This window comes from Stenotrophomonas sp. TWI602, from assembly GCF_039674045.1.
Lineage (GTDB): Bacteria > Pseudomonadota > Gammaproteobacteria > Xanthomonadales > Xanthomonadaceae > Stenotrophomonas.
Genome location: NZ_JBDJMT010000012.1, coordinates 84,890 through 106,922 on the forward strand (window position 1 = coordinate 84,890; position 22,033 = coordinate 106,922).

Annotated in this window: 23 protein-coding genes and 1 pseudogene; 10 read left to right on the plus strand and 14 right to left on the minus strand. The window is 68.3% G+C overall.

Features of this window, described 5'->3' with window-relative positions:
• Window positions 1–23 precede the first annotated feature (23 nt).
• The 6 genes from ABE483_RS12635 (at window position 24) to ABE483_RS12660 (ending at window position 4,333) form a co-directional block, all read left to right on the plus strand.
• Entirely contained in the window at window positions 24–674 is a 651-nt protein-coding gene (locus ABE483_RS12635) for a LemA family protein (protein ID WP_346481809.1), read from the plus strand.
• 4 nt (window positions 675–678) lie between these two features.
• A complete protein-coding gene (locus tag ABE483_RS12640; RefSeq protein WP_346481810.1) occupies window positions 679–1,575 on the plus strand; it encodes a TPM domain-containing protein in 897 nt (298 codons plus the stop codon).
• Window positions 1,575–2,063, plus strand: coding sequence for a TPM domain-containing protein (locus ABE483_RS12645; RefSeq protein ID WP_346462829.1), 489 nt, complete (start codon window positions 1,575–1,577; stop codon window positions 2,061–2,063). Before ABE483_RS12640 ends, ABE483_RS12645 begins: the two co-directional genes overlap by 1 nt.
• 85 nt (window positions 2,064–2,148) lie before the next feature.
• Entirely contained in the window at window positions 2,149–3,039 is an 891-nt protein-coding gene (gene lgt / locus ABE483_RS12650) for a prolipoprotein diacylglyceryl transferase (protein ID WP_313210136.1), read from the plus strand.
• The gene (locus tag ABE483_RS12655) at window positions 3,036–3,830 is read left to right on the plus strand and encodes a thymidylate synthase (RefSeq protein ID WP_313219958.1); all 795 of its coding nucleotides are present in this window, start codon (window positions 3,036–3,038) and stop codon (window positions 3,828–3,830) included. Before lgt ends, ABE483_RS12655 begins: the two co-directional genes overlap by 4 nt.
• A gap of 11 nt (window positions 3,831–3,841) precedes the next feature.
• Window positions 3,842–4,333, plus strand: coding sequence for a dihydrofolate reductase (locus tag ABE483_RS12660; protein WP_313210132.1), 492 nt, complete (start codon window positions 3,842–3,844; stop codon window positions 4,331–4,333).
• 43 nt (window positions 4,334–4,376) lie between these two features.
• Here the strand turns inward: ABE483_RS12660 and ABE483_RS12665 are convergent, their stop codons facing one another.
• The 9 genes from ABE483_RS12665 to ABE483_RS12705 all read right to left on the minus strand — a co-directional run bounded on the left by ABE483_RS12665 (window position 4,377) and on the right by ABE483_RS12705 (window position 13,781).
• Entirely contained in the window at window positions 4,377–5,432 is a 1,056-nt protein-coding gene (locus ABE483_RS12665; RefSeq protein WP_346481811.1) for a symmetrical bis(5'-nucleosyl)-tetraphosphatase, read from the minus strand.
• 13 nt (window positions 5,433–5,445) lie between these two features.
• Window positions 5,446–5,829 (minus strand): Co2+/Mg2+ efflux protein ApaG, encoded by a 384-nt coding sequence (gene apaG / locus ABE483_RS12670; RefSeq protein ID WP_121042792.1) that lies wholly within the window; start codon window positions 5,827–5,829, stop codon window positions 5,446–5,448.
• Between the two features lie 123 nt (window positions 5,830–5,952).
• A complete protein-coding gene (gene rsmA, locus ABE483_RS12675) occupies window positions 5,953–6,783 on the minus strand; it encodes a 16S rRNA (adenine(1518)-N(6)/adenine(1519)-N(6))-dimethyltransferase RsmA (protein WP_152154483.1) in 831 nt (276 codons plus the stop codon).
• On the minus strand, window positions 6,780–7,760 hold the full coding sequence (gene pdxA, locus ABE483_RS12680; protein ID WP_346481812.1) for a 4-hydroxythreonine-4-phosphate dehydrogenase PdxA: 981 nt from the start codon (window positions 7,758–7,760) through the stop codon (window positions 6,780–6,782). The genes rsmA and pdxA overlap by 4 nt, the downstream gene beginning before the upstream one ends.
• Window positions 7,761–7,763: 3 nt before the next feature.
• The gene (locus ABE483_RS12685) at window positions 7,764–9,110 is read right to left on the minus strand and encodes a peptidylprolyl isomerase (RefSeq protein ID WP_313210120.1); all 1,347 of its coding nucleotides are present in this window, start codon (window positions 9,108–9,110) and stop codon (window positions 7,764–7,766) included.
• Window positions 9,107–11,560, minus strand: coding sequence for an LPS-assembly protein LptD (gene lptD / locus ABE483_RS12690; protein ID WP_313219955.1), 2,454 nt, complete (start codon window positions 11,558–11,560; stop codon window positions 9,107–9,109). The genes ABE483_RS12685 and lptD overlap by 4 nt, the downstream gene beginning before the upstream one ends.
• A gap of 116 nt (window positions 11,561–11,676) precedes the next feature.
• Window positions 11,677–12,588: a histone deacetylase family protein gene (locus ABE483_RS12695; RefSeq protein WP_313219954.1), complete on the minus strand. Its 912-nt coding sequence runs from the start codon at window positions 12,586–12,588 to the stop codon at window positions 11,677–11,679.
• 35 nt (window positions 12,589–12,623) lie between these two features.
• Window positions 12,624–13,178, minus strand: a complete 555-nt coding sequence (locus tag ABE483_RS12700; protein WP_313210114.1) for a cob(I)yrinic acid a,c-diamide adenosyltransferase — start codon at window positions 13,176–13,178, stop codon at window positions 12,624–12,626.
• 18 nt (window positions 13,179–13,196) lie between these two features.
• Complete coding sequence (locus ABE483_RS12705) at window positions 13,197–13,781, minus strand: hypothetical protein (RefSeq protein WP_313210112.1); 585 nt, start codon at window positions 13,779–13,781, stop codon at window positions 13,197–13,199.
• Between the two features lie 94 nt (window positions 13,782–13,875).
• Between ABE483_RS12705 and ubiH the strand changes: the two genes are divergently transcribed.
• Window positions 13,876–15,081 (plus strand): 2-octaprenyl-6-methoxyphenyl hydroxylase, encoded by a 1,206-nt coding sequence (ubiH, locus tag ABE483_RS12710; protein WP_346481813.1) that lies wholly within the window; start codon window positions 13,876–13,878, stop codon window positions 15,079–15,081.
• Window positions 15,078–16,253: a UbiH/UbiF family hydroxylase gene (locus ABE483_RS12715; protein ID WP_313210108.1), complete on the plus strand. Its 1,176-nt coding sequence runs from the start codon at window positions 15,078–15,080 to the stop codon at window positions 16,251–16,253. The genes ubiH and ABE483_RS12715 overlap by 4 nt, the downstream gene beginning before the upstream one ends.
• Before the next feature lie 9 nt (window positions 16,254–16,262).
• On the opposite strand, the gene ABE483_RS12720 is transcribed toward ABE483_RS12715, so the two are convergent.
• The 4 genes from ABE483_RS12720 to ABE483_RS12735 form a co-directional block, all read right to left on the minus strand.
• Complete coding sequence (locus ABE483_RS12720; protein ID WP_313219951.1) at window positions 16,263–16,667, minus strand: EF-hand domain-containing protein; 405 nt, start codon at window positions 16,665–16,667, stop codon at window positions 16,263–16,265.
• Between the two features lie 112 nt (window positions 16,668–16,779).
• Complete coding sequence (gene rlmM, locus ABE483_RS12725; RefSeq protein ID WP_313210104.1) at window positions 16,780–17,826, minus strand: 23S rRNA (cytidine(2498)-2'-O)-methyltransferase RlmM; 1,047 nt, start codon at window positions 17,824–17,826, stop codon at window positions 16,780–16,782.
• 24 nt (window positions 17,827–17,850) lie between these two features.
• A complete protein-coding gene (locus ABE483_RS12730; protein WP_123728403.1) occupies window positions 17,851–18,411 on the minus strand; it encodes a nucleoside deaminase in 561 nt (186 codons plus the stop codon).
• Window positions 18,412–18,613: 202 nt separating this feature from the next.
• Entirely contained in the window at window positions 18,614–20,362 is a 1,749-nt protein-coding gene (locus ABE483_RS12735; RefSeq protein ID WP_313219950.1) for a glutamine--tRNA ligase/YqeY domain fusion protein, read from the minus strand.
• A 395-nt stretch (window positions 20,363–20,757) separates the two neighbouring features.
• Between ABE483_RS12735 and ABE483_RS12740 the strand changes: the two genes are divergently transcribed.
• Together ABE483_RS12740 and msrA are read left to right on the plus strand one after the other, a co-directional pair.
• Entirely contained in the window at window positions 20,758–21,024 is a 267-nt protein-coding gene (locus tag ABE483_RS12740) for a DUF2007 domain-containing protein (protein ID WP_102789560.1), read from the plus strand.
• A 30-nt stretch (window positions 21,025–21,054) separates the two neighbouring features.
• Entirely contained in the window at window positions 21,055–21,708 is a 654-nt protein-coding gene (msrA, locus tag ABE483_RS12745; RefSeq protein ID WP_313210261.1) for a peptide-methionine (S)-S-oxide reductase MsrA, read from the plus strand.
• A gap of 218 nt (window positions 21,709–21,926) precedes the next feature.
• On the opposite strand, the pseudogene ABE483_RS12750 reads toward msrA, so the two are convergent.
• Window positions 21,927–22,033: pseudogene (locus ABE483_RS12750) on the minus strand (transaldolase); the annotation flags it as partial.

A 22,033-nucleotide genomic window follows, 5' to 3' on the forward strand; every position in this document is an offset into this window, starting at 1 on the left:
TTCATCGAGATCCGGAGCCGGCCATGCGATCGTTCTCCCGTTTGTTGTGCCTGGCCGTGCTGGCCTCCCTGTTGTCCGGCTGTGGCTACAACGCCATCCAGCAGAAGGATGAGCAGGTCAAGGCCGGTTGGGCCGAGGTGCTCAACCAGTACAAGCGCCGCGCCGATCTGATCCCCAACCTGGTGCAGACCGTGGAAGGCTATGCCAACCAGGAACGCCAGGTGCTGACCGATGTCACCAACGCCCGTGCGCGCGTGGGGCAGGTCAACGTCAATGCCGACGACGCCGACTCCCTGAAGCAGTTCCAGCAGGCCCAGGGCGAACTGAGCGGTGCGCTGTCACGCCTGCTGGTGGTCACCGAGAACTACCCGAACCTGAAATCCGACCAGGGTTTCCGCGATCTGCAGGCGCAGCTGGAAGGCACCGAGAACCGCATCACCGTGGCGCGCGGCCGCTATATCCAGATGGTGCAGGACTACAACACCTACATCCGCCAGTTCCCGCAGGTGATCACCGCCAAGCTGTTCGGCTATGCGACCAAGCCGAACTTCACGGTGGAGAACGAGGCGCAGATCTCGCAGCCGCCGGCGGTCAAGTTCGGTTCGCAGGAACCGGCGCCGGCGCCCGCGCCGCAGCCGCCCGCCCCGCAGCAGCAGCCACAGCCGGCGAACTGAGCCCGTGACCACGCGCCTGCTGCGTTGCCTGCTGCTGCTCTGCCTGGCGCTGGCGCTGCCGGCCTGGGCGCAGACCCAGGCGGCCATCCCGCCGATGTCCTCGCCGGTGGTGGACACCACCGGCACATTGGACGCAGCGCAGATCCAGGCCCTGCAAGCGCAGGCGTTGGCGTTGCAGCAGCGCAAGGGCAGCCAGCTGCAGATCCTGATGGTGCCGACCACCGCGCCGGAAACCATCGAGCAGTACACCCAGCGGGTGTTCGAGCAGTGGTCCATCGGCCGCAAGGGCGTGGATGACGGCGTGCTGCTGGTGGTGGCCAAGGACGATCGCCGGGTCCGCATCGAGCCGGGCTACGGCCTGGAAGGCGCGATCCCGGATGCGATCGCCAACCGGGTGATCCAGGAGTACCTGGCCCCGCGGTTCCGCAGCAACGACTACGCCGGTGGCCTCACCGACGCCAGCGCCGCGCTGGTCAAGCTGATCGACGGCGAGGCGCTGCCCGCGCCGGTCAGCACGCATCGCGCCCAGGACGCCCCGGCGGGTGGCAACTGGACGATGGCGCTGGGCATCGGCCTGTTTGCCGGTCTGTTCCTGCGCGGCATCCTGGGCTGGCTGCCGCGACCGCTGCGCGCGCTGGCGAGCGGTGCCGGGGCCGGGGTGGCGGCGTTCCTGTTCACCTCGCTGGTGGTCGCCAGTGGCGCGGCCGCCGTGGTGGGCCTGCTGGTCGGCCTGACGTCGGCCGGTCGCGGCGGCGTGTTCGCGCGCAGTGGCGGCTGGGGTGGGGGTGGCTGGGGCCGTGGCGGGTTCGGTGGCGGCGGGGGTGGCTTCGGCGGCGGTGGAGGCGGCTGGGGCGGAGGGGGTGGACGTTCGGGAGGCGGTGGCGCCTCGGGAGGCTGGTGATGCGCTGGCTCCGGCATGTGTTCTCCCCGTCGGTGCGGCGCGCCTTCCCACCCGCACAGCTGCAGGCGATCACCGAGGCGATCACCGCCGGCGAGCGCCGCCACGGTGGCCAGGTCATGTTCGCGGTGGAAGCGGATCTGCCGCTGGCCGCGTTGTGGCAGGGCATCACCGCACAGCAACGCGCCGGGCAGGCCTTCGCCCAGCTGCGCACCTGGGATACCGAACACAACAATGGCGTGCTGATCTACCTGCTGCTGGCCGACCATGCGATCGAGCTGGTCGCCGATCGCGGCCTGCGCGGCCGGATCGGTGAGGCGCAGTGGCGGGCCATCTGCGCGCACATGCAGCAGCGGCTGCGCGAGGGTGCGCTGCAGGAGGCCGTGCTGCTGGCGATCGAAGAGGTTTCGGACCTGCTGGCCGGGCACTATCCGCCCGTTCCGGGGTCACAGGATGACGGCCTGCCGGACACGCCGCAGATCCTGGGCTGAAGCCCGGCAATCGCGCGGTCGGGGGCCGCCGCGAGGCCGCTCCCGGGCGGCGCTAGAATATCGGCATCCCTGCAAGGCGCCCTTCATGATCTATTTCCACGACATCGACCCCATCGCCATCTCGCTCGGGCCGATCAAGGTGCATTGGTACGGCATCATGTACCTGCTCGGCTTCACTGCGGCCTGGTGGCTGGGGCGCAAGCGGATCGCGGCCGGGCGCCTGCCCGGGGTCGATGCCAATGGCTTCTCCGACCTGCTGTTCTACGCGATGCTCGGCGTGGTCGTCGGTGGCCGCGTGGGCTACATGCTGTTCTACGCCACCTCCGAATTCCTGCACAACCCGCTGCTGCTGTTCAAGGTGTGGGACGGCGGCATGAGCTTCCACGGTGGCCTGCTCGGCGTGCTGTTCGCCGCGTGGTGGTGGTCGCGCAAGCATCGCCTGCACCTGTTCGACACGATCGATTTCATGGCACCGCTGGTCCCGTTGGGCCTGGGCTTCGGCCGCATCGGCAACTTCATCGGCGCCGAGCTGTGGGGCAAGTACACCGATGGCAGCTGGGGCGTCGTGTTCCCGAGCGGCCTGCCGGCACCGTTGAACGCGCTGGATCTGGCCACGCTGAAGGCCGAGTTCGCCACCGGCGCGCTCAACCCGTACGCCCGCCATCCCTCGCAGCTGTATGAAGCGCTGCTGGAAGGCCTGGTGATGTTCGTGGTGCTGTGGGCCGTGTCGGCCAAGCCGCGCCACCGCTACGTCATCGCCGGCCTGTTCGCGCTGATGTATGGCATCTTCCGCTTCGCGGTCGAGTTCGTGCGCATGCCCGACAACGGCGTCTACCTCGCCTTCGACTGGTTCACCCGGGGCCAGTTGCTGAGCTTGCCGCTGGTGGTGTTCGGCCTGGTGCTGCTGGTGCTGTCGCGCCGCGCGCCGGTGCTGCAGCCGGTGCTGCCGGTCGCCGCCCAAGGAGCCAAGGCATGAAGGCCTATCTGGAACTGCTTGAGCATGTGCTGGAGCACGGCACGGAGAAATCCGACCGCACCGGTACCGGCACGCGCAGCGTGTTCGGCTGGCAGATGCGCTTCAACCTCAATGACGGCTTCCCGCTGGTCACCACCAAGAAGCTGCACCTGCGCTCGATCATCCACGAGCTGCTGTGGTTCCTGAAGGGCGATACCAACATCGGGTACCTCAAGGACAACCAGGTGCGGATCTGGGACGAGTGGGCCGATGCCAACGGCGACCTCGGCCCGATCTACGGCAAGCAATGGCGCAGCTGGGCCACTGCCGATGGCGGCGCGATCGACCAGATGCAGTGGCTGGTGGACGAGATCAAGCGCAACCCCGATTCGCGGCGGCTGGTGGTCAGCGCCTGGAACGTGGGCGAGCTGTCGCAGATGGCCTTGATGCCGTGCCACAACCTGTTCCAGTTCTACGTGGTGGACGGCAAGCTCAGCTGCCAGCTCTACCAGCGCAGCGGCGACATATTCCTCGGCGTGCCGTTCAACATCGCCAGCTATGCGCTGCTGACCCACATGGTGGCGCAGGCAACGGGGCTGGGTGTCGGCGATTTCGTGCACACCCTGGGTGATGCGCACCTGTACTCGAACCACTTCGAGCAGGCCCGGCAACAGCTCGCGCGTGAGCCGCGCGCGCTGCCGACACTGTGGTTGAACCCCGAGGTGACCGATCTGTTCGGTTTCCAGTTCGATGACATCCGCATCGATGGTTACGACCCGCATCCGGCGATCAAGGCCCCGGTGGCGGTGTGAGCGGCACGCGCATGAAGCTCTCGCTGATCGCCGCGCTTGACCGCGACCACGGCATCGGCCGTGACAACGACCTGCCGTGGAAGCTGCCCGATGATCTCAAGCGCTTCAAGGCGCTGACCGTCGGCAAGCCGATCCTGATGGGGCGCAGGACCGCGCAGTCGCTCGGCCGTGCCTTGCCGGGCCGGTTGAACCTGGTGCTGACCCGCAGCGGGCAGGTGCCGTTCGACGGCATGCAGGCGGTGGCCTCGATCGAGCAGGCGCTGCAGGCCGCAGCGGACACCGACGCGGAAGAACTGTGCGTGATCGGTGGCGGTGAGATCTATCGCCTGGCCATGGCCCAGGCCACCGATCTGCACCTGACCTGGGTACAGACCACGGTACCGGCCGATACCCATTTCCCGCCGGTCGATCCGGCGCTGTGGGTGGAAGTGGCGCGCGAACACCACGCGGCCGACGAGCGGCACGCGTACGCGTTCGATTTCGTGGATTACCGCCGCGCCTGAGCACGCGCTGCAGGCAGGCCGGTCGCACTGACCGGCCTGCGGCTCATTCGGCGTCGCTGGTGATGTCGTTGCTCTGCGGCTGCTGCTGTTGCCGCGGCTGCTGCTCGGCGTTCTGCGCGGGCTTCGCACCACCGCCCTGTCGGCCCTGGCCACCGCGGCCACGATCGCGCCCCTGACCCTGACCCTGACCCTGACCCTGACGCGGTGGACGCCCGCTCGGCGGCGCCCCCTCGACGGCCGGCCGGCGTGCCGGCGGACGCGGCGCGGAGACCGGCTTGGGCACATCGCGGCCCGGCACCTGCACCACGCGCAGTTCTTCGGTATCCAACTGCAGTGCGGTGAGCTTGCCTCCCCAGACCGCGCCGGTATCGATCGCGTGCACGCCCTGGGTGATGGTCAGGCCGAGGGCGGACCAGTGCCCGCAGACGATCTTCAGATCGCGCTCGGCGCGGCCCGGCACTTCGAACCAGGGATACAGCCCCTGTTCCTGGGTGCCCGGCGTGCCCTTGTCCTCGATCCCGATCCGGCCCCGCGGCGTGCAGTAACGCATGCGGGTGAACAGGTTGATGATCGCGCGCGAGCGGTCGTAGCCGGCCAGGCCGGGTGACCAGCTCGGCTTGTCGCCGTACATGTTGCGGAACAGCTTGCGGTAGCCGCTGCCGTGCAGCTGCTGCTCGACCTCGCGGGCGTGCTTCTCGGCCAGCTGGGTGGTCCACTTCGGGGCCAGCCCGGCGTGGATCATCATCCAGCCCAGCTCACGGTCCACGTGGGCCAGCTTCTGCAGGCGCAGCCACTCCAGCAGTTCGTCGCGGTCCTCGGCCTGCACGATCCGCAGCAGGTCCGGGTTGACCTTGCGCTGCTCTTCCTCGGTGCGGGCACCGACGGCAAGCAGGGACAGGTCATGGTTGCCCAGCACGATCACGCTGCTCTCGCGCAGCGAATGGACCAGGCGCAGGGTTTCCAGCGATTGCCCACCGCGGTTGACCAGGTCGCCGCAGAACCACAGTTTGTCGACCGCGGGGTCGAACTTGATTTTTTCCAGCAACCGCTGGGTGACGTCGTAGCAGCCCTGCAGGTCGCCGATGGCCCAGACACTCATGCGTGCGCCTCCATCAGTGCAGTGTGCGCGGAACGGTCAGGACGAACGGCGCGATGGGGGCGGCGAACTCGGTGCCGTCATCGGCCACCATGTCGTAGTGCCCCTGCATCGTGCCGTGCTCGGTCTCCAGCATGACACCGGAGGTGTAACGGAAGTCTTCACCGGGGCGCAGCCGCGGCTGCTCGCCGATCACCCCATCGCCGTCGACATGCTCGATGCGGCCATTGGCATCGGTGATCCGCCAGTGGCGGGCCACCAGCCGTGCCGCGACGCGGCCCCGGTTGAGGATGCGGATCGTATAGGCGAACGCGTAGCGGCCGTCCTCCGGGGTGGACTGGTCATCGAGGAATCGGGGGGCGACCTCGACGGAGATCGCGTAGTTTGCAGCGTCGTTCATGCAGGCAGTTTAGTGAATGTTGTGCACGATGAGATGAGTGCTGCCCAAGCTGGCAGCGCCCCCGTCATGGATGTCAGGCGGTTCTACGTGCGCGCGGCCGGTGCTGGCCACGAGGTGGCGCGCTCAACCCTGCGGCGCGTCAGCCTCGTACGGGACGTTGGCCAGCGCGATGAACTGCGCCACGTCCAGCTGCTCGGCGCGGGCGTCGCTGCGCACGCCAGCCGCTTCGAACTGCTCGGGCGTGCACACGTTCTGCAGGGCATTGCGCAGGGTCTTGCGACGCTGCCCGAAGGCGGCCTTGACCACGTGGGCGAAGCGCTTGCGGTCCAGGATGCCGACCGTGGCCGGATCCCGCGGGACCAGCCGCACCACCGCCGAATCGACCTTCGGCGGCGGACGGAACGCACCCGGTGGCACCACGAACAGCGAGGTGACCTTGCAGAACGCCTGCAGCATCACGCTCAGCCGGCCATACACCTTGCTGCCCGGATCGGCGGCCATGCGGTCGACCACTTCCTTCTGCAGCATGAAGTGCATGTCGGTGATCACCGCCGCGTGGTCCAGCGCATGGAACAGGATCGGCGAGGAGATGTTGTAGGGGAGGTTGCCGACCAGGCGGATCGGGCTGCCTGCGGCCAGCTCGGTGAAGTCCACCTGCAGCACGTCGCGGTGGATGATGGTCATCTCGCCCAGCGGTTCGGCGGCGGCGGCCAGCGGGCCGACCAGATCCCGATCGAACTCGATCACGGTCAGCTTCGGGTGGCGGCGCAGCAGCGGCAGGGTGATCGCGCCCTGGCCCGGGCCGATCTCGACCAGGCGGTCGCCGTCTTTCGGGCTGACCGCCAGCACGATCTTGTCGATGTAGCTGCGGTCGGCGAGGAAGTGCTGGCCGAGCTGCTTCTTGGCGGGGCCGGAGAAACCGGGCGCGCCGGAGGAGGAATACGAAGAAGTCATGACACCAGTGTACGTTGGCGCGCCAGCCGGGCACACAGCGCGGTGGCAGCGAGGAGGCTGGAAGGGTCGGCCACGCCGCGGCCGGCCAGATCCAGGGCGGTGCCATGGTCGACCGCGACGCGCGGGTAGGGCAGGCCCAGGGTGATGTTGACGGCCTGCTCGAAGCCGCTGTACTTGAGCACCGGCAGGCCCTGGTCGTGGTACATGGCCAGCACCGTGTCGAACCCGGCCAGCTTGGCCGGCAGGAAGGCGGTGTCGGCCGGCAGCGGGCCGACCAGGTCCATGCCCCGGGTGCGCAGGCGCTCCAGCAGGGGGATGATCAGGTCGAGCTCTTCGCGGCCCAGGTGGCCGTCTTCGCCAGCGTGCGGGTTCAGCCCGAGCACGGCGATGCGCGGCGAGGCCAGGCCGAAATCGCGCTGCAGGGTGTCGTGGACGATCTGCAGGGTCAGCGCCAGCCCGTCAGGGGTGATCGCATCGGCCACGGCGCGCAAGGGCAGGTGGGTGGTGGCCAGGGCGACCCGGACAATGTCATTGGCGAGCATCATCACCACCGGGGTGCGGGCCTGGTCGGCCAGCAGTTCGGTCGTGCCGCTGTAGGCGATGCCGCCCTCGTTGATGACCGCCTTGTGCACCGGGCCGGTGACCACGCCGGCCAGTTCACCGGTCAGGCAGGCCTGCCCGGCCTGTCGCAGCGCGCCGATCACCGCCCCGGCGTTGGCTGGATCCGGCGTGCCGAAACGGGAGGGCACCGCATTGGGCACCGCGCGCAACGGCAGATCGCCCGGCTGGCGGGCGATGGTGTCTTCAGGCAGGAGCTGCAGCGGCAGCGACAGCGCAGCGGCGGCAGCCTGCAGCGTGTCCGGGTCGGCGAAGGCCAGCAGCCGGCAATCGGTGCGCGGCTGCTGGATCAGACGGAGGCAGAGCTCCGGGCCGATCCCCGCCGGCTCGCCCGGTACCAGCGCGAGCTGCGGGAGCATGGATCAGGACTGCGGCGGCGTGGTCGCCGCGGCACCCGGGGCATAACCGCGCATATCCACGTAGGCTTCGCCACGCAATTCCTGCAGGAAGCGGTTGTACTCTTCCTCCAGCTTGCGGCGGCCGATCGTTTCACGGATCTGGGCGCGCTGGTTGTCGGTGGTGGCATCGGTCTGGCGCGTGGCGACGCGCTGGACGATGTGCCAGCCGGCATCGGTACGGAACGGCTGGCTCACGCCGCCGTCGGTGATGCCTTCAACCTGCTTGCCGAAGTCCGGGCCGAAGGCATCGGCCGGGAACCAGCCCAGATCGCCGCCCTGGCCCTTGCTGTTGTTGTCTTCCGAGGACTCCTTGGCCACTGCATCGAACTCGGCGCCGCCGGCGATGCGGGCACGCAGCGTGTCGATCTTGGCCTTGGCCGCGGCATTGTCCTGCTGGTCGGTGATGCGGACCAGGATATGACGGGCGTGGTATTCGGTGATGGTGTGACCGCCGTCAGCGGCCGCGCTGGCATCACGCACCTCGACCAGCTTCAGCAGCTGGAAACCACTGGGGCCACGCAGCGGGCCGACCACGTCGCCGGACTTCATCTCTTTCATCATCTGCGCGAAGGCATTCGGGATTTCATCCAGCGAACGCCAGCCCAGGTCGCCGCCTTCCAGCGCGTTGGGACTGTCCGAATAACGGACGGCGGCCGCGTTGAAGTCGAGCTCGCCCTTGTCCAGCAGCGCCTTGACGCCATCGGCCTTCTTCTGGCCGGTGGTGATCTGCTCGGCGGTGGCGCCTTCCGGCAGGCCGATCAGGATGTGGGCCAGGTGGTACTGGGTGCCCACGGTGGCCTGCTGCTTGAGCGCGCCATCCACTTCGCCTTCGCTGACGGTGATGCGGCTCTGCGCGAAGCTCTGGCGCAGGCGCTGGACGGTGATCTCGTCACGCACCGAATTGCGGAAATCGTTGAAATCCAGGCCATCGCTGGCCAGACGCTGGCGCAGGGCATCCAGGGTGGAACCGTTCTGCTGGGCGATGGCGTTGATGGCCTGGTTCAGTTCCTGATCGCTGACCTTGATGCCGCTGCTCTCGGCACGCGCCACCTGCAGCTTCACCAGCACCAGACGCTCGAGCACCTGGCGGCTGAGCACGTCATCAGGCGGCAGCTGGTTTTCACGACCGGCGTACTGGGCCTTGATGTTCTGGACGGCGCGGTCCAGTTCGCTCTGCAGCACGACGTCCTCATCGACGATCGCCGCGATGCGGTCCAGCGGCTGACTCTGCTGGGCCAGCACCTGCAACGGGGCCGTCGCGGACGAGACCGCCAGCAGGGAGGCGAGGAGTACGGGAAGGGTCTTGGTCATGGGATCTGATTCGGATCGTAGTCGTCGCGGGCTGCACCGGTGTTGCTGGGCGGCACCAGATAGAGGTCGTCTCGGTAGTACCCGAGAATAGCACGGCGCAAGGTGCGGTCCGTGTTCTGGCCGATGGAGCTCAGGCCCTTGAGCACGAACTCGATCTGGAAGGAGTTGTTCAGTTCACCCTCGCGATTGCGCACGTAGCGGCGGGCGATGGCGCGAACGGCCAGACAGCAGCTGTCCCACTGCACGCCACCGATGATTTCCAGCGGGGCGCGGTCCTGGATGGAGTAGTAATAGCGTCCGACCAGGCTCCAGCGCTCGTTGAGCGGGTAGAGGAAGGACAGGTCGGCCTGCTCCAGCAGCGTCCGGTCGCGGCGGGTCGCCGTGGTCGAGGCCTGTGGATTCAAGCGGCTGCGGTAGGTCAGGTTGACGATGCCGTCGTTGGACATGAGGTAGCGCGCGCGTACGCTGGCCAGATCCTCACGCTTGTACTTGGGATCCCACTGATAGGTGGCACCCAAGGTCCAGCGGTCGTTGATCATGTAGTTCGTATCGGCGATCCAGGCCGACTTGCCCTGCTCGACCGGCGTTTCACTGCTGTTGAGCGTGACCCGGGAATCATCGAAGTACAGGATCTGGCCGATGCTGCCCGAGAAGCGCTCCTTGCCGGTGTCCTGGTCGATGAAGCGGGTGCTCACCGCCATGGTCAGCTGGTTGGCGTCGTTCTGGCGATCGGCGCCGGAGTAGCGCGAGTCGCGGAACAGCTGGCCCCAGCTGAAGGTGAAGTCACGCGTATCGAACACCGGCAGGTCGCTCTGGTCGCGGTAGGGCGTACGCAGATAGAACAGGCGCGGTTCCAGCGTGTGCAGGAAGCGCGTGTCGCCGATGGTGGTTTCCCGATCGAAGAACAGGCCCGCGTCGATGGTGCCGATCGGCAGGCTGCGGCTCGGCGAGGTGTTGCCGCGCAATTGGTCGGGGGTCGCGGTAGCCGGGTCGATGCCGGCGGCGATCAGATTCTGCCGACGGATGTCATCGGCCAACCCGCGTTCCAAATCGTACCCGGTGTAGCGGTAGGCCAGGGTCGGGGTGACGTACCAGGCCGCGCCGCTGAACGGCATCGAGACATACGGTTTCACATCCAGTCGCGAGCCGCCGTCCATGCTGCGTGACACACCGGTGCGCTCGTATTCCTGGTCCGCGCCGAACTTCTCGTGCACGTCCAGGTGCGTGAAGTTCACCGCTTCGGCATACACGCCGGTTTCCAGCCACGGCAGCAGCGGCTTGTCCCAGTTGACGAACAGGCGCGGCTGGCGCGCGTACGGCAGGGACGCTTCGGTCAGGGTGTAATCGGTGAGCTGCCAATAGTCGGCCATCAGCCCGCCGGTCCAGTTCTCACCGGTGCCGTAGATGCCGATCTGGCTCTGCAGGTTGGAGGTGGTCACGCCGAGCAGCCGGTTGGAGAAATCCTCCAGATAGCGCTCGTCGCTGACCCAGGCCAGGCTCGCACGGGCCTGCCAGTTGGCGTTGATGTTGTGGTACCCGCTGAACTCCACGCGGCCGCGATCCTTGTCGCGCAGCTTGTCGTTGGGCAGGTAGGCGGTCAGCAGCTCGCCGCGGCCGCCGTCGTAGAGATAGCGGAATTCGTTGTCGAGCATGAAACCGCGCTTGCTCATGTAGCGCGGCATCAGGGTGTCGTCGAAGTTCGGCGCCAGGTTCAGATAGATCGGCTGGGTGTAGTCGAAGCCGTTGCGGCCGGACAGCCCCACCTGCGGGTAAAGCAGGCCGGTCTGGCGGCGGTCATCGATCGGGAACTTGAAGTACGGCGCCCACAGCACCGGAACCTTGCCGATGCGCAGCACGGCATTGCGCGCGGTACCGAAGCCGGCGTCGTTATCGACCTCGATCTGCGGTGCCGAGAGCTTCCACACCGGCTGCGAGGGATCGCAGGTGGTGTAGGTGGAGCGGTGCATCTGGCCCACCGCGCCCTGCAGATCGATCGACTCGGCGCCACCGTTGCCCCGGCGGGACACCAGTTGGTACTGGATGTCGGAGATTTTGTGGGTGTCGCTTTCCTGATTGCCTTCGGCGCGCTTGGCCTTCATCCGGATCGAGGAGTCCTGATAGCGGACGTTGCCCTCGGCGATGTAGTTGCCGCTTTCGGTGTCGAAGCTCAGGTTGTCGGTGCCCAGGAACTGGTCGCCGCGCTTGAGCGCGACATTGCCCTGGTAGTTGGGTACCACGGAGGTACCGGTCAGTTGGTCGCCTTCGATGTCCGTCGGCTGCTGGTCACGCGTCGCGGCCGCGGCTTTGTCAGCCTTGGGCGCATCGTCGAACACGGGCAGCACGTCGGTCACCGGGCACAGGCCCCAGTTCACCGGCTTGTCGTCGGCCAGGGCCGGCAGGCAGATGGCGATACTGAGGGGGAGGGGCAGCAGGCGGAGGGCTCGGCGCACGCGGTATCGGATTCGGGCGAAAACGGATCGTAGCTTGCCCCATCCCTTGCATAGGGGCAATGAAGGTCCCGCCCACGCAGGGGGCCGGGTTCATTCCAAGGCCCGGTCCGCGCGGTTCAGCGCAGCTGGCCGACGTGGGCCACGCTGCACTCGGCCAAGGCCTGCAGGTCGTATCCGCCCTCGAGCATCGACACGATCCGCCCGGCGCCGTGGCGGCGGGCGAGCCCGCGCAGCTCGGCGGTGATCCAGGCGAAATCCTCGGTTTCCAGCATCAGGTCGGCCTGCGGGTCGCGCATGTGCGCATCGAAGCCGGCCGAGATCAGCAGCAGCTGCGGGCGGAAATCATCGATGGCCGGCAGCATTTCGTCGGCCCAGGTGTTGCGGAAGCGGAAGCCGCCACTGCCCGGGGGCAGCAGGATGTTCATCAGATTGCCGGCCCCGCGGTCGCGGCGGAGGCCGGAATTGGGGAACAGACCGGCCTGGTGGGTGCTGTAGTAGGCCACCCCGGGATCGGCGATGAAGATGTCCTGGGTGCCGTTGCCGTGGTGCACGTCGAAATCGACGATGGCGATCCGCTCCAGTCCATAGCGGTCGCGGGCGTAGGCCGCGGCGATGGCGATGTTGTTGAACAGGCAGAAGCCCATCGCCGTGTTGGCGCTGGCATGGTGGCCCGGCGGGCGCACCGCGCAGAACGCGACCGGGTCCTGGCCGAGCATCACCGCATCGACCGCCGCCACGCCGGCACCGGCCGCATGCAGGGCCGCACTGGCCGAGCCGGGCGAGGTCATGGTGTCCATGTCGATCAGGCGCAGCGGCTCGGTCTGCGGCTTGAGGACCAGATCGATCAGTTCGCTGTCATGGACCCGGGCCAGCTCGCCGAGCTTGGCCGGCGGCGCCTCCCGCCAGTCCAGCTGGTCCGGATAGGCCGTCTTGAGCGCATCGAGCACTCCCTGCAGGCGCGCCGGGCATTCGGGGTGGCCGCGGCCGGGATCGTGTTGCAGACAGGCGGGGTGGGTGAAAACCAGCATGCGGGCAGGATATCCGGGTGGGGCGGCAGGGCCGCTCAGGCGTGGCGGCGCTCGTGGCGCCAGAGCACCTCGCCGTGGCCGTCGGCGCGGGCCAGCACGCGCGCGAGCACGAACAGCAGGTCCGACAGGCGGTTGAGGTAGTGCAGTGCTTCCGGGCGGACCGTCTCGCGGCGCGCCAGCGTGACCGTCTCGCGCTCGGCGCGGCGCACGATGGTGCGGGCCAGATGGCAGCGCGCCGCCGCTTCGCCACCGGCCGGCAGGATGAACTCCTTCAACACCGGCAGATCGGCGTTGTAGTGGTCCAACTGCAGCTCCAGCGCCTCGATGTCGGCGGCGTGGATGGCGGCATGGCCGGGGATGCACAGCTCGCCGCCCAGATCGAACAGCTGGTGCTGGATCACCGTCAGCAGCGCGCGGATGTCGTCGGGCAGCGGTGCCGCGAGCAGCACCCCGAGCGCCGAGTTGGCCTCATCGACGGTGCCGTAGGCGGCGACGCGGGCGTCGTCCTTGGCCACGCGGCTGCCATCGCCCAGCCCGGTACTGCCATCGTCACCGGTGCGCGTATAGATACGGGAAAGGCGGTTACCCATCGGCGAGCCCGGCCGCGCTCAGTGCAGCACGTCGCGGCGCGCCTGCAGCAGCTTGCCGACCTGTTCGGTCGCCAGCTGCAGGGCGGCGGCCAGGCCGACGTAGACCGCGGCGGTGCGCAGGTAGGGCAGGAACCAGTCGCTGTAGTTCTTCGCCCAGCCACCGAGGGTGGGGGCGGCCACGCTGTCACTGGTCCAGTAGAAGCCGCCCTGCGCGAACAGATGACAGACCGCCACCGCCGCGACCAGCAACAGCGCGCCCTTGCCCAGCGCGGCCCAGTGGGCGCCGTGATAGCCGCCGCGCAGCAGCATGCCGCCGCCCCACATCGCGAAGTACGCCGGCAGCAGCATCCAGTAGCCCGGCGAGACGCAGTAGTGCTGCCAGAAATCCAGGCCGCTGCGGCGGATCACGATCCAGTCGACCACTACCGCCAGCGCCATCAGCAGCGGGAACGCCCAGCGGGTCCACTGGCGCAGGTAGAAGCCGCCGATGAAGAACACCGCCCAGGAGGCATCCGGAATCGCCGCGAAATGGTTGACCCGCGTGGCCGCCATCAGCAGCACGAGCACGGACAGGACAAAGGCGCGTTGGGCAGTGGAGGTCATGGCGGTGACGGGTGAGGGCAGGCATTCATTCTAGCGCCTGCTGCGGCAGGCCGCCGCACGCCGCCGGAACGGACGAACCCTTATCATGGCGGGCATGAGTGAACGACATGATGTAGTGATCGTAGGTGGCGGGCTGGTCGGTGCCAGCCTGGCCATCGCCCTGGACCGTGCCGGCCGCGATGTCGGCCTGGTCGAGGCGTCGCCGCCGGGCACGCTGCCGGCGGTCTTCGACCAGCGCAACCTCAGCTTTGCTGCGGCCACCGTCAACGCGCTGACCGCGCTGGGCGTGATGCAGAAGCTGGCCGCTGCGCCGGGCGCGATCACCCGTATCCATGTCAGCCGTGCCGGCGATTTCGGCCGGGTGCAGATGGAGGCCGCGCAGTACCAGCGCCCGTGGTTCGGCCAGGTGGTCGTGGCCCGCGATTTTGGCCAGGCGCTGGAGGCGCGGCTGGAGACGCTGACCCGCCTGACCCGCTATCGTCCGGCCCGGTTCGTGCGCCTGGGCGCCACGGTGGACGGGTACCGCGAGGTGTTCATTGCCGATGACCGAGGTGAGCGCTGCCTGTTGGCCCGCCTGGTCGTGGGTGCCGATGGGACCCGCAGTGGCGTGCGCGACGCGCTGGGCATCGGCGTGGACGAACACGATTTCCAACAGACCCTGTTCGTGTCGCGGGTGCGTGCCGCACGTGCGCCGGATGGCACCGCGTACGAGCGCTTCACCGACAGCGGCCCGACCGCGTTGCTGCCGCGTGGCGACCGTCACTTCGGTGCGGTGCACGGCGTTGCCCGCGAGCAGGCCGAGGCGGTGATGGCGCTGGACGATGCGGCGTGGGTGAGCCGCCTGCAGGGTGCGATCGGCTGGCGTGCCGGCCGGTTGCTGGAGAGCGGGCCGCGCAGCGCATATCCGTTGATCCAGGTGCTGTCGCGCGCGTTGGTCGGCGAGCGTGCCGTCCTGCTTGGCAATGCCGCGCAGACCATCCATCCGCTGGGCGCACAGGGCTTCAACCTGGGCCTGCGCGATGCGCTGACCCTGGCCGAACTGGTCGCCGAGGCCGACGATGCCGGCAGCGATGCACTGCTGCGCGAACACGTGGCACGACGTCTGGAAGACCGCGAGCAGACCATCGCCTTCTCCGGCGGGCTGGCACGCCTGACCAGCAACCCGGCACCGCTGATGCGGCCGCTGCGTTCGCTCGGGTTGCTGGCGGCACAGGCCACGCCGATGCAGTCGATGCTGGTCGGTGGCGCGATGGGCTTCCGCGGCCAGGTGCCGGCGCTGTGCCGCGGAGCGGGCCTGTGAGCCGGCGTCCGCAGGACGTGGTGGTGGTCGGTGGCGGTGTGGTCGGCGCGGCCTGTGCCTTGGCCTTGGCCGATGCCGGGTTGTCGGTGACGTTGGTGGAAGGCCGCGAGCCCGCCGCCTGGCAACCGCAGCAACCGGATCTGCGCGTGTATGCGTTCGCGCCGGACAACGCCCAGCTGCTGGCCGCGCTCGGCGTGTGGCCGGCGGTGACCGCCGCGCGTGCCTGTGCCTACCGCCGCATGCGGGTCTGGGATGCGGCCGGCGGCGGCGAACTGCGCTTCGACGCCGATACGCTCGGCCGCGAACAACTGGGCTGGATCGTCGAGAACGATCTGCTGGTGGACCGCCTGTGGGCGGCGCTGCCGGGGGCCGGCGTGCAGCTGTGCTGCCCGGCGCGGGTGGAAGCACTCGAGCAGGACGCCAACGGGGTGCGCCTGCGCCTGGACGACGGCCGTCGGCTCGACGCCTCGCTCGCGGTCGCCGCCGACGGGGCCGAATCCACCCTGCGCCGTCTGGCCGGGCTGGAGGTGACCCGCCAGGATTACGGCCAGCGTGGCGTGGTTGCCTACGTGGATACCGAAAAGAACAATGAAGCCACCGCGTGGCAGCGCTTCCTGGTGACCGGCCCGCTGGCGGTCCTGCCGATCAGCGCGCAGCGCAGTTCGATCGTGTGGACGCTGCCCGAGGCCGAGGCCGGGCGCGTGCTGGCACTCGACGAGGCCGCCTTCGGCCGTGAGCTCACCCATGCCTTTGCCGGGCGGCTGGGGGCGATGACCCTGGCCTCCAAGCGCGCGGCCTTCCCGCTGCGCCGCCAGTTGGCGACCGGCTACGTCGCCGGCCGCGTGCTCGCGCTCGGTGATGCGGCGCATGTGGTGCATCCGTTGGCCGGGCAGGGTGTCAATCTCGGCCTGCGCGATGTCGCCGCGCTGCGGACGATGGTGCTGGCGGCACAGCAGCGCCGCCAGGAGTGGATGTCACCGCACCGCCTGCAGCGCTGGGCACGCGAACGCCGCAGTGAGAACACCGTCGCTGCGTACAGCTTCGATGCGATCAACACGGTGTTCTCCAATGATGAGATGCACCTGACCCTGGCGCGCGGTCGCGCGCTGGGCTGCGCCGGCAAGCTGCCGCCGCTGGTATCGATGTTCTGGAAGCGCGCGGCGGGGGGGTGAGCGGCGCGCTCAGTCGATCAGCCAGCCGGCCAGATCGGCGCGGTCCAGCGTGCCGCGCCGCTTCACGTCCAGCGCGTTGAATTCATCGGCCAGCGTCGGGTTGGCCTGCGCCTCGGCGCGGCTGATGAAGCCGTCGCCGTCGACATCCAGCGCCGCGAACGCGATGCGGTACTGTCCCACCACGCTCACCGGCTGCACCGAACGCACCGTCACCGCGGCTTCGCCGGCCGGTGCGGCCAGCGTCACCTGATGGGTCACCTCACCCTGCGAGAGCGGCTGCGCGCGCACGCTGGCCGGCACCTCGCGCAGCGGTTCGCTGACGGCTGGCGATGGGGTGTGGACCTGGGCCAGCGCGAGCGTGGGCAGCAGGGACACCAGGGACAGCAGCAGGGTGAGGCGGGATCGGCGTCGCATGGAAACTCCGTACATGACGTGGGGCGCCGGGTACCCGACGCGTGCTTCGATCATTGTCGCGCGTTGCGCGGCCAGCCGGGCATGGCCCGGCGCTACCGGTGATGCGCCTGGGTCAGCGCAGCGGCGAAGCCAGCACCGTGATTTCTTCGCGGTCGTGATACAGCTGCTTGGCGCGCAGGTGCAGCGGTTTGCCGGCCTGTTCCTGGAACAGCTCCAGACACAGGCGGGTTTCATCCCAGCGCTTTTTCATCGGCAGCTTGAGGTTGAAGATCGCGTGCTTGCACCAGCCCTCGCGGAACCAGGTGGCCATGCGCTCGGCCACGCGGCGCGGCTGTTCGACCATGTCGCAGACCATCCAGTCCAGCGGGGTCTCCGGCTGCCAGTGGAAGCCGTCGGCGCGCAGGTGCTCCACCAGGCCGGTCTCCAGCACGTGCTCGCGCAACGGGCCGTTGTCCACGCTGATCACCTTCACGTGCTGGCGGGTCAACACCCACGTCCAGCCACCCGGTGCAGCGCCCAGATCGGCCGCGCGCATGCCCGGCTTGACCAGCAGCTCGCGCTCGTCCGGCGTCATCAGGGTGAGCAGGGCTTCATCCAGCTTCAGCGCCGAGCGCGAAGGCGCATCGGGCAGCAGCTTCAGGCGCGGGATGCCCAGCGGCCACGGCGCGCTGTCGCGGGTATCGGCCACGCACACAAACGCATGACGACCATCGACGAACACGATGTGCAGGCGCGGCAGGCCGGTGTTCGGCTTGTCGGTCAGCAGGCCGGCCTTGCGCAGCGCCGGGCGCAGTGCGTTGCCGAACGCGCGGGCCAGCCCAGCCAGCGGCTTGCCTTCGTCCGAGTCCGGATGCTCGACCCACATGTCGCCGAAGCGTTGCTGCCCCTGAAGCGCGGCAATGATCGGGGTGATGCGGTCGGCGGCATCGAGCTGCGGCAGCTCGGCCAGCACCTGCAGTTTCTGCCGGGCGAAGATCAGCGAACGCCAGGACAAGGCCTTGGACAGCGCCGCGCCCTCCTCGGTGACGAACACCACGTAGCCGTCATTGCGCTGGGTGCGCGCATAGCCGGCCACGTTGGCATACGCCGCCCGCTCGGAGAGCTCGGCGGCCAGTTCCGGTTCAAAGCCCTGGCGGCACAGACACAGCAGGCCGCTCATCGCATCGCGCCTGAAGCGCGGATATCAGTAATGGGCACCGTTGATCTCTCCGTACTGGCGCAGGACCGCGCGCGCGGCGTCGCGCTCGATGTCGCGCACGACCTCGATGCCACGTTTGTTGAGTTCGCCGATCCAGTCCGCCGGCAGCGGACCCTCGTCGAACGGGGTGAGTTCTTCCACGTCCTGTGCGCTGGCACCGATCAGCAGCCGATCGATACCGGCCCAGATGGTGGCGCCGTAGCACTGGCAGCACGGCTGGGAGGAGGTCGCCAGGGTGATCGGCGACAGCACATCGTTCAGGCGCGGGGTCTGCAGGCGCTGCTGGGCCAGCATGTAGGCCATGTTCTCGGCATGCGCCAGCGAGGTCGTATGCGGGACCACGCGGTTCACGCCGGCGGCGATCACACGATGGTCCGGCCCAAACACCACGGCGCCGAAGGGGCCACCGGTCTGCGCCTCGACATTCAGGCGCGACAGTTCGATCGCCAGCGCGACCTTGTCGGCATCCTCGGGATAGACACGGCCCAGATCGATCTGGTCGTGGATCCAGGCGGGCAGGGTGAGATGGACTTGCGCGTACAGCATCGGGGCATGAACCTCTTCAAAGATGGAGCAGCGGCAGTGTATCGGGCCGCGCGTAGGGACGCCGTGCCCGCGCTGAACGCGGCCACGCGCACGCCGGCGCAGGGCTGCGCCGGTCGCAGGGGAGCTGGAGCGCAGGCCCTGCCATGGCAGGGTCGCGCAGGTGACATCAGGCGGCCGGTGCCCGGCACCGGCCACAGCCAGCTTACGCCGACCAGGTATCGCGCAGGGTCACGCTGCGGTTGAACACCGGCGTGGCTGCGGTGTGATCGCGGCGATCGGCGACGAAATAGCCGGTCCGCTCGAACTGGAACGACTGTTCCGGCGCAGCGGTGGCCGCGGCCGGTTCGACATAGCCGGTTACGGTGCGGCGCGAGTCCGGGTTGAGGTAATCGCGGTAGGTCTTGCCCTCGGACTCATCGTCCGGGTTGGCCACCGAGAACAGGCGGTCGTACAGGCGGATCTCGGCCGGTACCGCGTGCACGGCGCTGACCCAATGGATGGTGCCCTTGACCTTGCGGTTGGCGCCTTCCATGCCCGGGCGCGATTCCGGGTCCAGCCAGCCACGCAGCTCGGTGATGGTGCCCTCGGCGTCCTTGATGACCTCATCGCAGCGGATGATGCCGGCCCCGCGCAGGCGCACTTCGCCGCCCGGCACCAGGCGCTTCCAGCCCTTGGGCGGGATCTCGGCGAAGTCCTCGCGTTCGATCCACAGTTCGCGTGCGAACGGCACCTCGCGGGTCCCGAACGCCTCGTCCTTGGGGTGATTGGAGAAAGTCAGGGTTTCTTCGTGACCGTCGGGCAGGTTGGTCAGCACCAGCTTGACCGGATCCACCACCGCCATGCGGCGCGCGGCGGCACTGTCGAGGTCTTCGCGCAGCGCGCCTTCGAGCACGCTGAAATCGATCAGCGAGTTCTGCTTGCTGATGCCCACGCGCTCGGCGAACAGGCGCATCGCGGCCGGGGTATAGCCACGACGACGCAGGCCCTGCAAGGTCGGCATGCGCGGATCTTCCCAGCCATCCACCAGCTGCTCGGTGACCAGCGCCATCAGCTTGCGCTTGCTCATCACCGTGTAGTTGATGTTCAACCGCGAGAATTCGATCTGGCGCGGCTTGGCGGCTTCACGCGGCAGGCCGCGATCGACCAGCGGCTGGGTCAGCGCATCGTGGTGGGCGAAATCGACGTTGTCCACGCACCAGTCGTACAGCGGGCGGTGGTCTTCGAACTCCAGCGTGCACAGCGAATGGGTGATGCCTTCGATGGAATCGCCCAGCGCATGCGCGAAGTCGTACATCGGGTAGATCGGCCACGCAGTGCCGGTGTTCTGGTGTTCGACGTGCTTGATCCGGTACAGCGCCGGGTCGCGCAGGTTGATGTTGCCGCTGGCCATGTCGATCTTGGCGCGCAGGGTACGTGCACCATCCGGGAACTCGCCCGCGCGCATGCGGCGGAACAGATCCAGGTTTTCTTCGACGCTGCGCTCGCGGAACGGCGACGGGCGGCCCGGCTCGGTCAGGGTGCCGCGGTAGGCGCGCACTTCCTCGGCCGACAGGTCGCACACATAGGCCTTGCCATCGGTGATCAGCTTCTGCGCGGCCAGGTAATAGGCATCGAAGTAATCCGAGGCATGGCGCAGCTCGTTCCACTCAAAGCCCAGCCAGCGCACATCGTCCTGGATCGCGGCCACGTACTCCGGATCTTCCTTGGCCGGGTTGGTGTCGTCGAAGCGCAGGTTGCACACGCCGTTGAACTCACCGGCGATGCCGAAGTTCAGGCAGATCGACTTGGCGTGGCCGATATGCAGGTAGCCGTTGGGCTCGGGCGGGAAGCGCGTCTTGATCGCGGCATGCTTGCCGGCGGCCAGGTCCTCGCGGACGATCTGACGGATGAAATCCCGTTTTTCCTGGGTTTCCGGAAGGGCGTCGGTGGAGGCGGCGGTAGACTCGGACATGATGCGCGGTCGCAGTTAAAAGGCAGAAAGACCAACAGTTTAGCCTGTCGGGGGACGCGCCACCGCATTCGCGCTGTCGCCCCACGTTTTGCTGCGCAAACCGCGGGCCCCTTCTCACCATCACCCAGACCCCCGCGCCTTCGGCGCCGCCCCCTGACTCAGGGGGCTCCCCTCCAGACGCATTCGGTAGTGCCGGCCGCTGGCCGGCTCCTCATGGCCTGGCAAAGATTCGGTCGTGCCGGCCGCTGGCCGGCGCTGCACAGTGCCGGCGATATCGGGAGCCGGCCAGCGGCCGGCACGACCGGATCCGCCGGCGCCTGGAAGATGACCGCCGCGGGTCGGGACGCCTTCAGCCCCCGGGCGTATGCTGGGCCCATGCCCTCCGGAGCCCACCCATGCACGTGATCTACCAGGCCGACAACCTGTTCGACGCCCATCTGGTCAAACACGCCCTGGAGGACGCCGGCATCCCCGCCTTCGTCTTCGGTGAATCGCTGCTGGGGGGCATGGGCGAGCTCCCGCTGTTCGGCGTCCTGCGCGTGTGCGTCCCCGATCTGGCCCGTCCCGAAGCGGAAGACATCGTTGCCCAACTGGACTTGGGCGCGGCCCCGGACGACCCCATATTCGACGGAGACGAAAGCGCCGGCCTGTTGCCGGCCTAGGAGAACGCCATGTTGGGTATTGGAAACGGTCTGTTGGGCATCGGCGCCTTCAAGCAGCGCCTGCCGCGCCCGGAAGAAGCGTTGCCGGGCCGCGACCAGCCCCTGCCGCTGCTGCACAACCAGCATTACGTCAACAGCCACCCGCTGAAAGACAGCTTCACCGGCCTGGCGCGCATCCGCTTCGCCATGGGTTGTTTCTGGGGCGCGGAGCGCAAATTCTGGACCATCCCCGGCGTCTACTCGACCTCGGTCGGTTACGCCGGCGGCGTCACCCCGAACCCCACCTACGAAGAAGTCTGCTCCGGCCTCACCGGGCACACCGAAATCGTCGAGGTCGTCTACGACCCCGCCATCGTCCCGCTTGAGCGCCTCCTCCAGGTCTTCTGGGAAAGTCACGACCCCACCCAGGGCATGCGCCAGGGCAACGACACCGGCACCCAGTACCGCTCCGCGATCCACGCCACCACCCAGGCCCAGCACGACGCTGCCCTGGCCAGCCGCGACGCCTATCAGCAGCGCCTCAACGACAGCGGCTACGGTGCCATCACCACCGAGCTCGTCTTCCCCGCGCCCGCGTACTACTACGCCGAGGACTACCACCAGCAGTACCTCGCCAAGAACCCCAACGGCTACTGCGGCATCGGCGGCACCGGCGTCAGCTGCCCCATCGGCGTGGACGCCTGATAGCGGAGGAAGCCGACCAACGGTCGGCTCTACCAGATTCGTCACCTGCGTTTCGCACCATTGCTCGACGCTCCTTGCCCGTGCTCTTCCCAACGCACCCACACCGCGCCAACCCCAACGAAAGTGAGCCGTTGCCGTTGCCGTTGCCGTACGCGCCAAAAACAAAAGGCCCCGCATGAGCGGGGCCTTTTGTCGTACAGCCAGCCAACCGCCAGCGCTTACAGCCGCTCGCGGATCGTCTGCCGCAACGCGTCCAGATCCTTGGCGAACGCATCGATGCCGCTGGCCAGCTTCTCCGTCGCCATCGGGTCGGCCGCCAGATCCG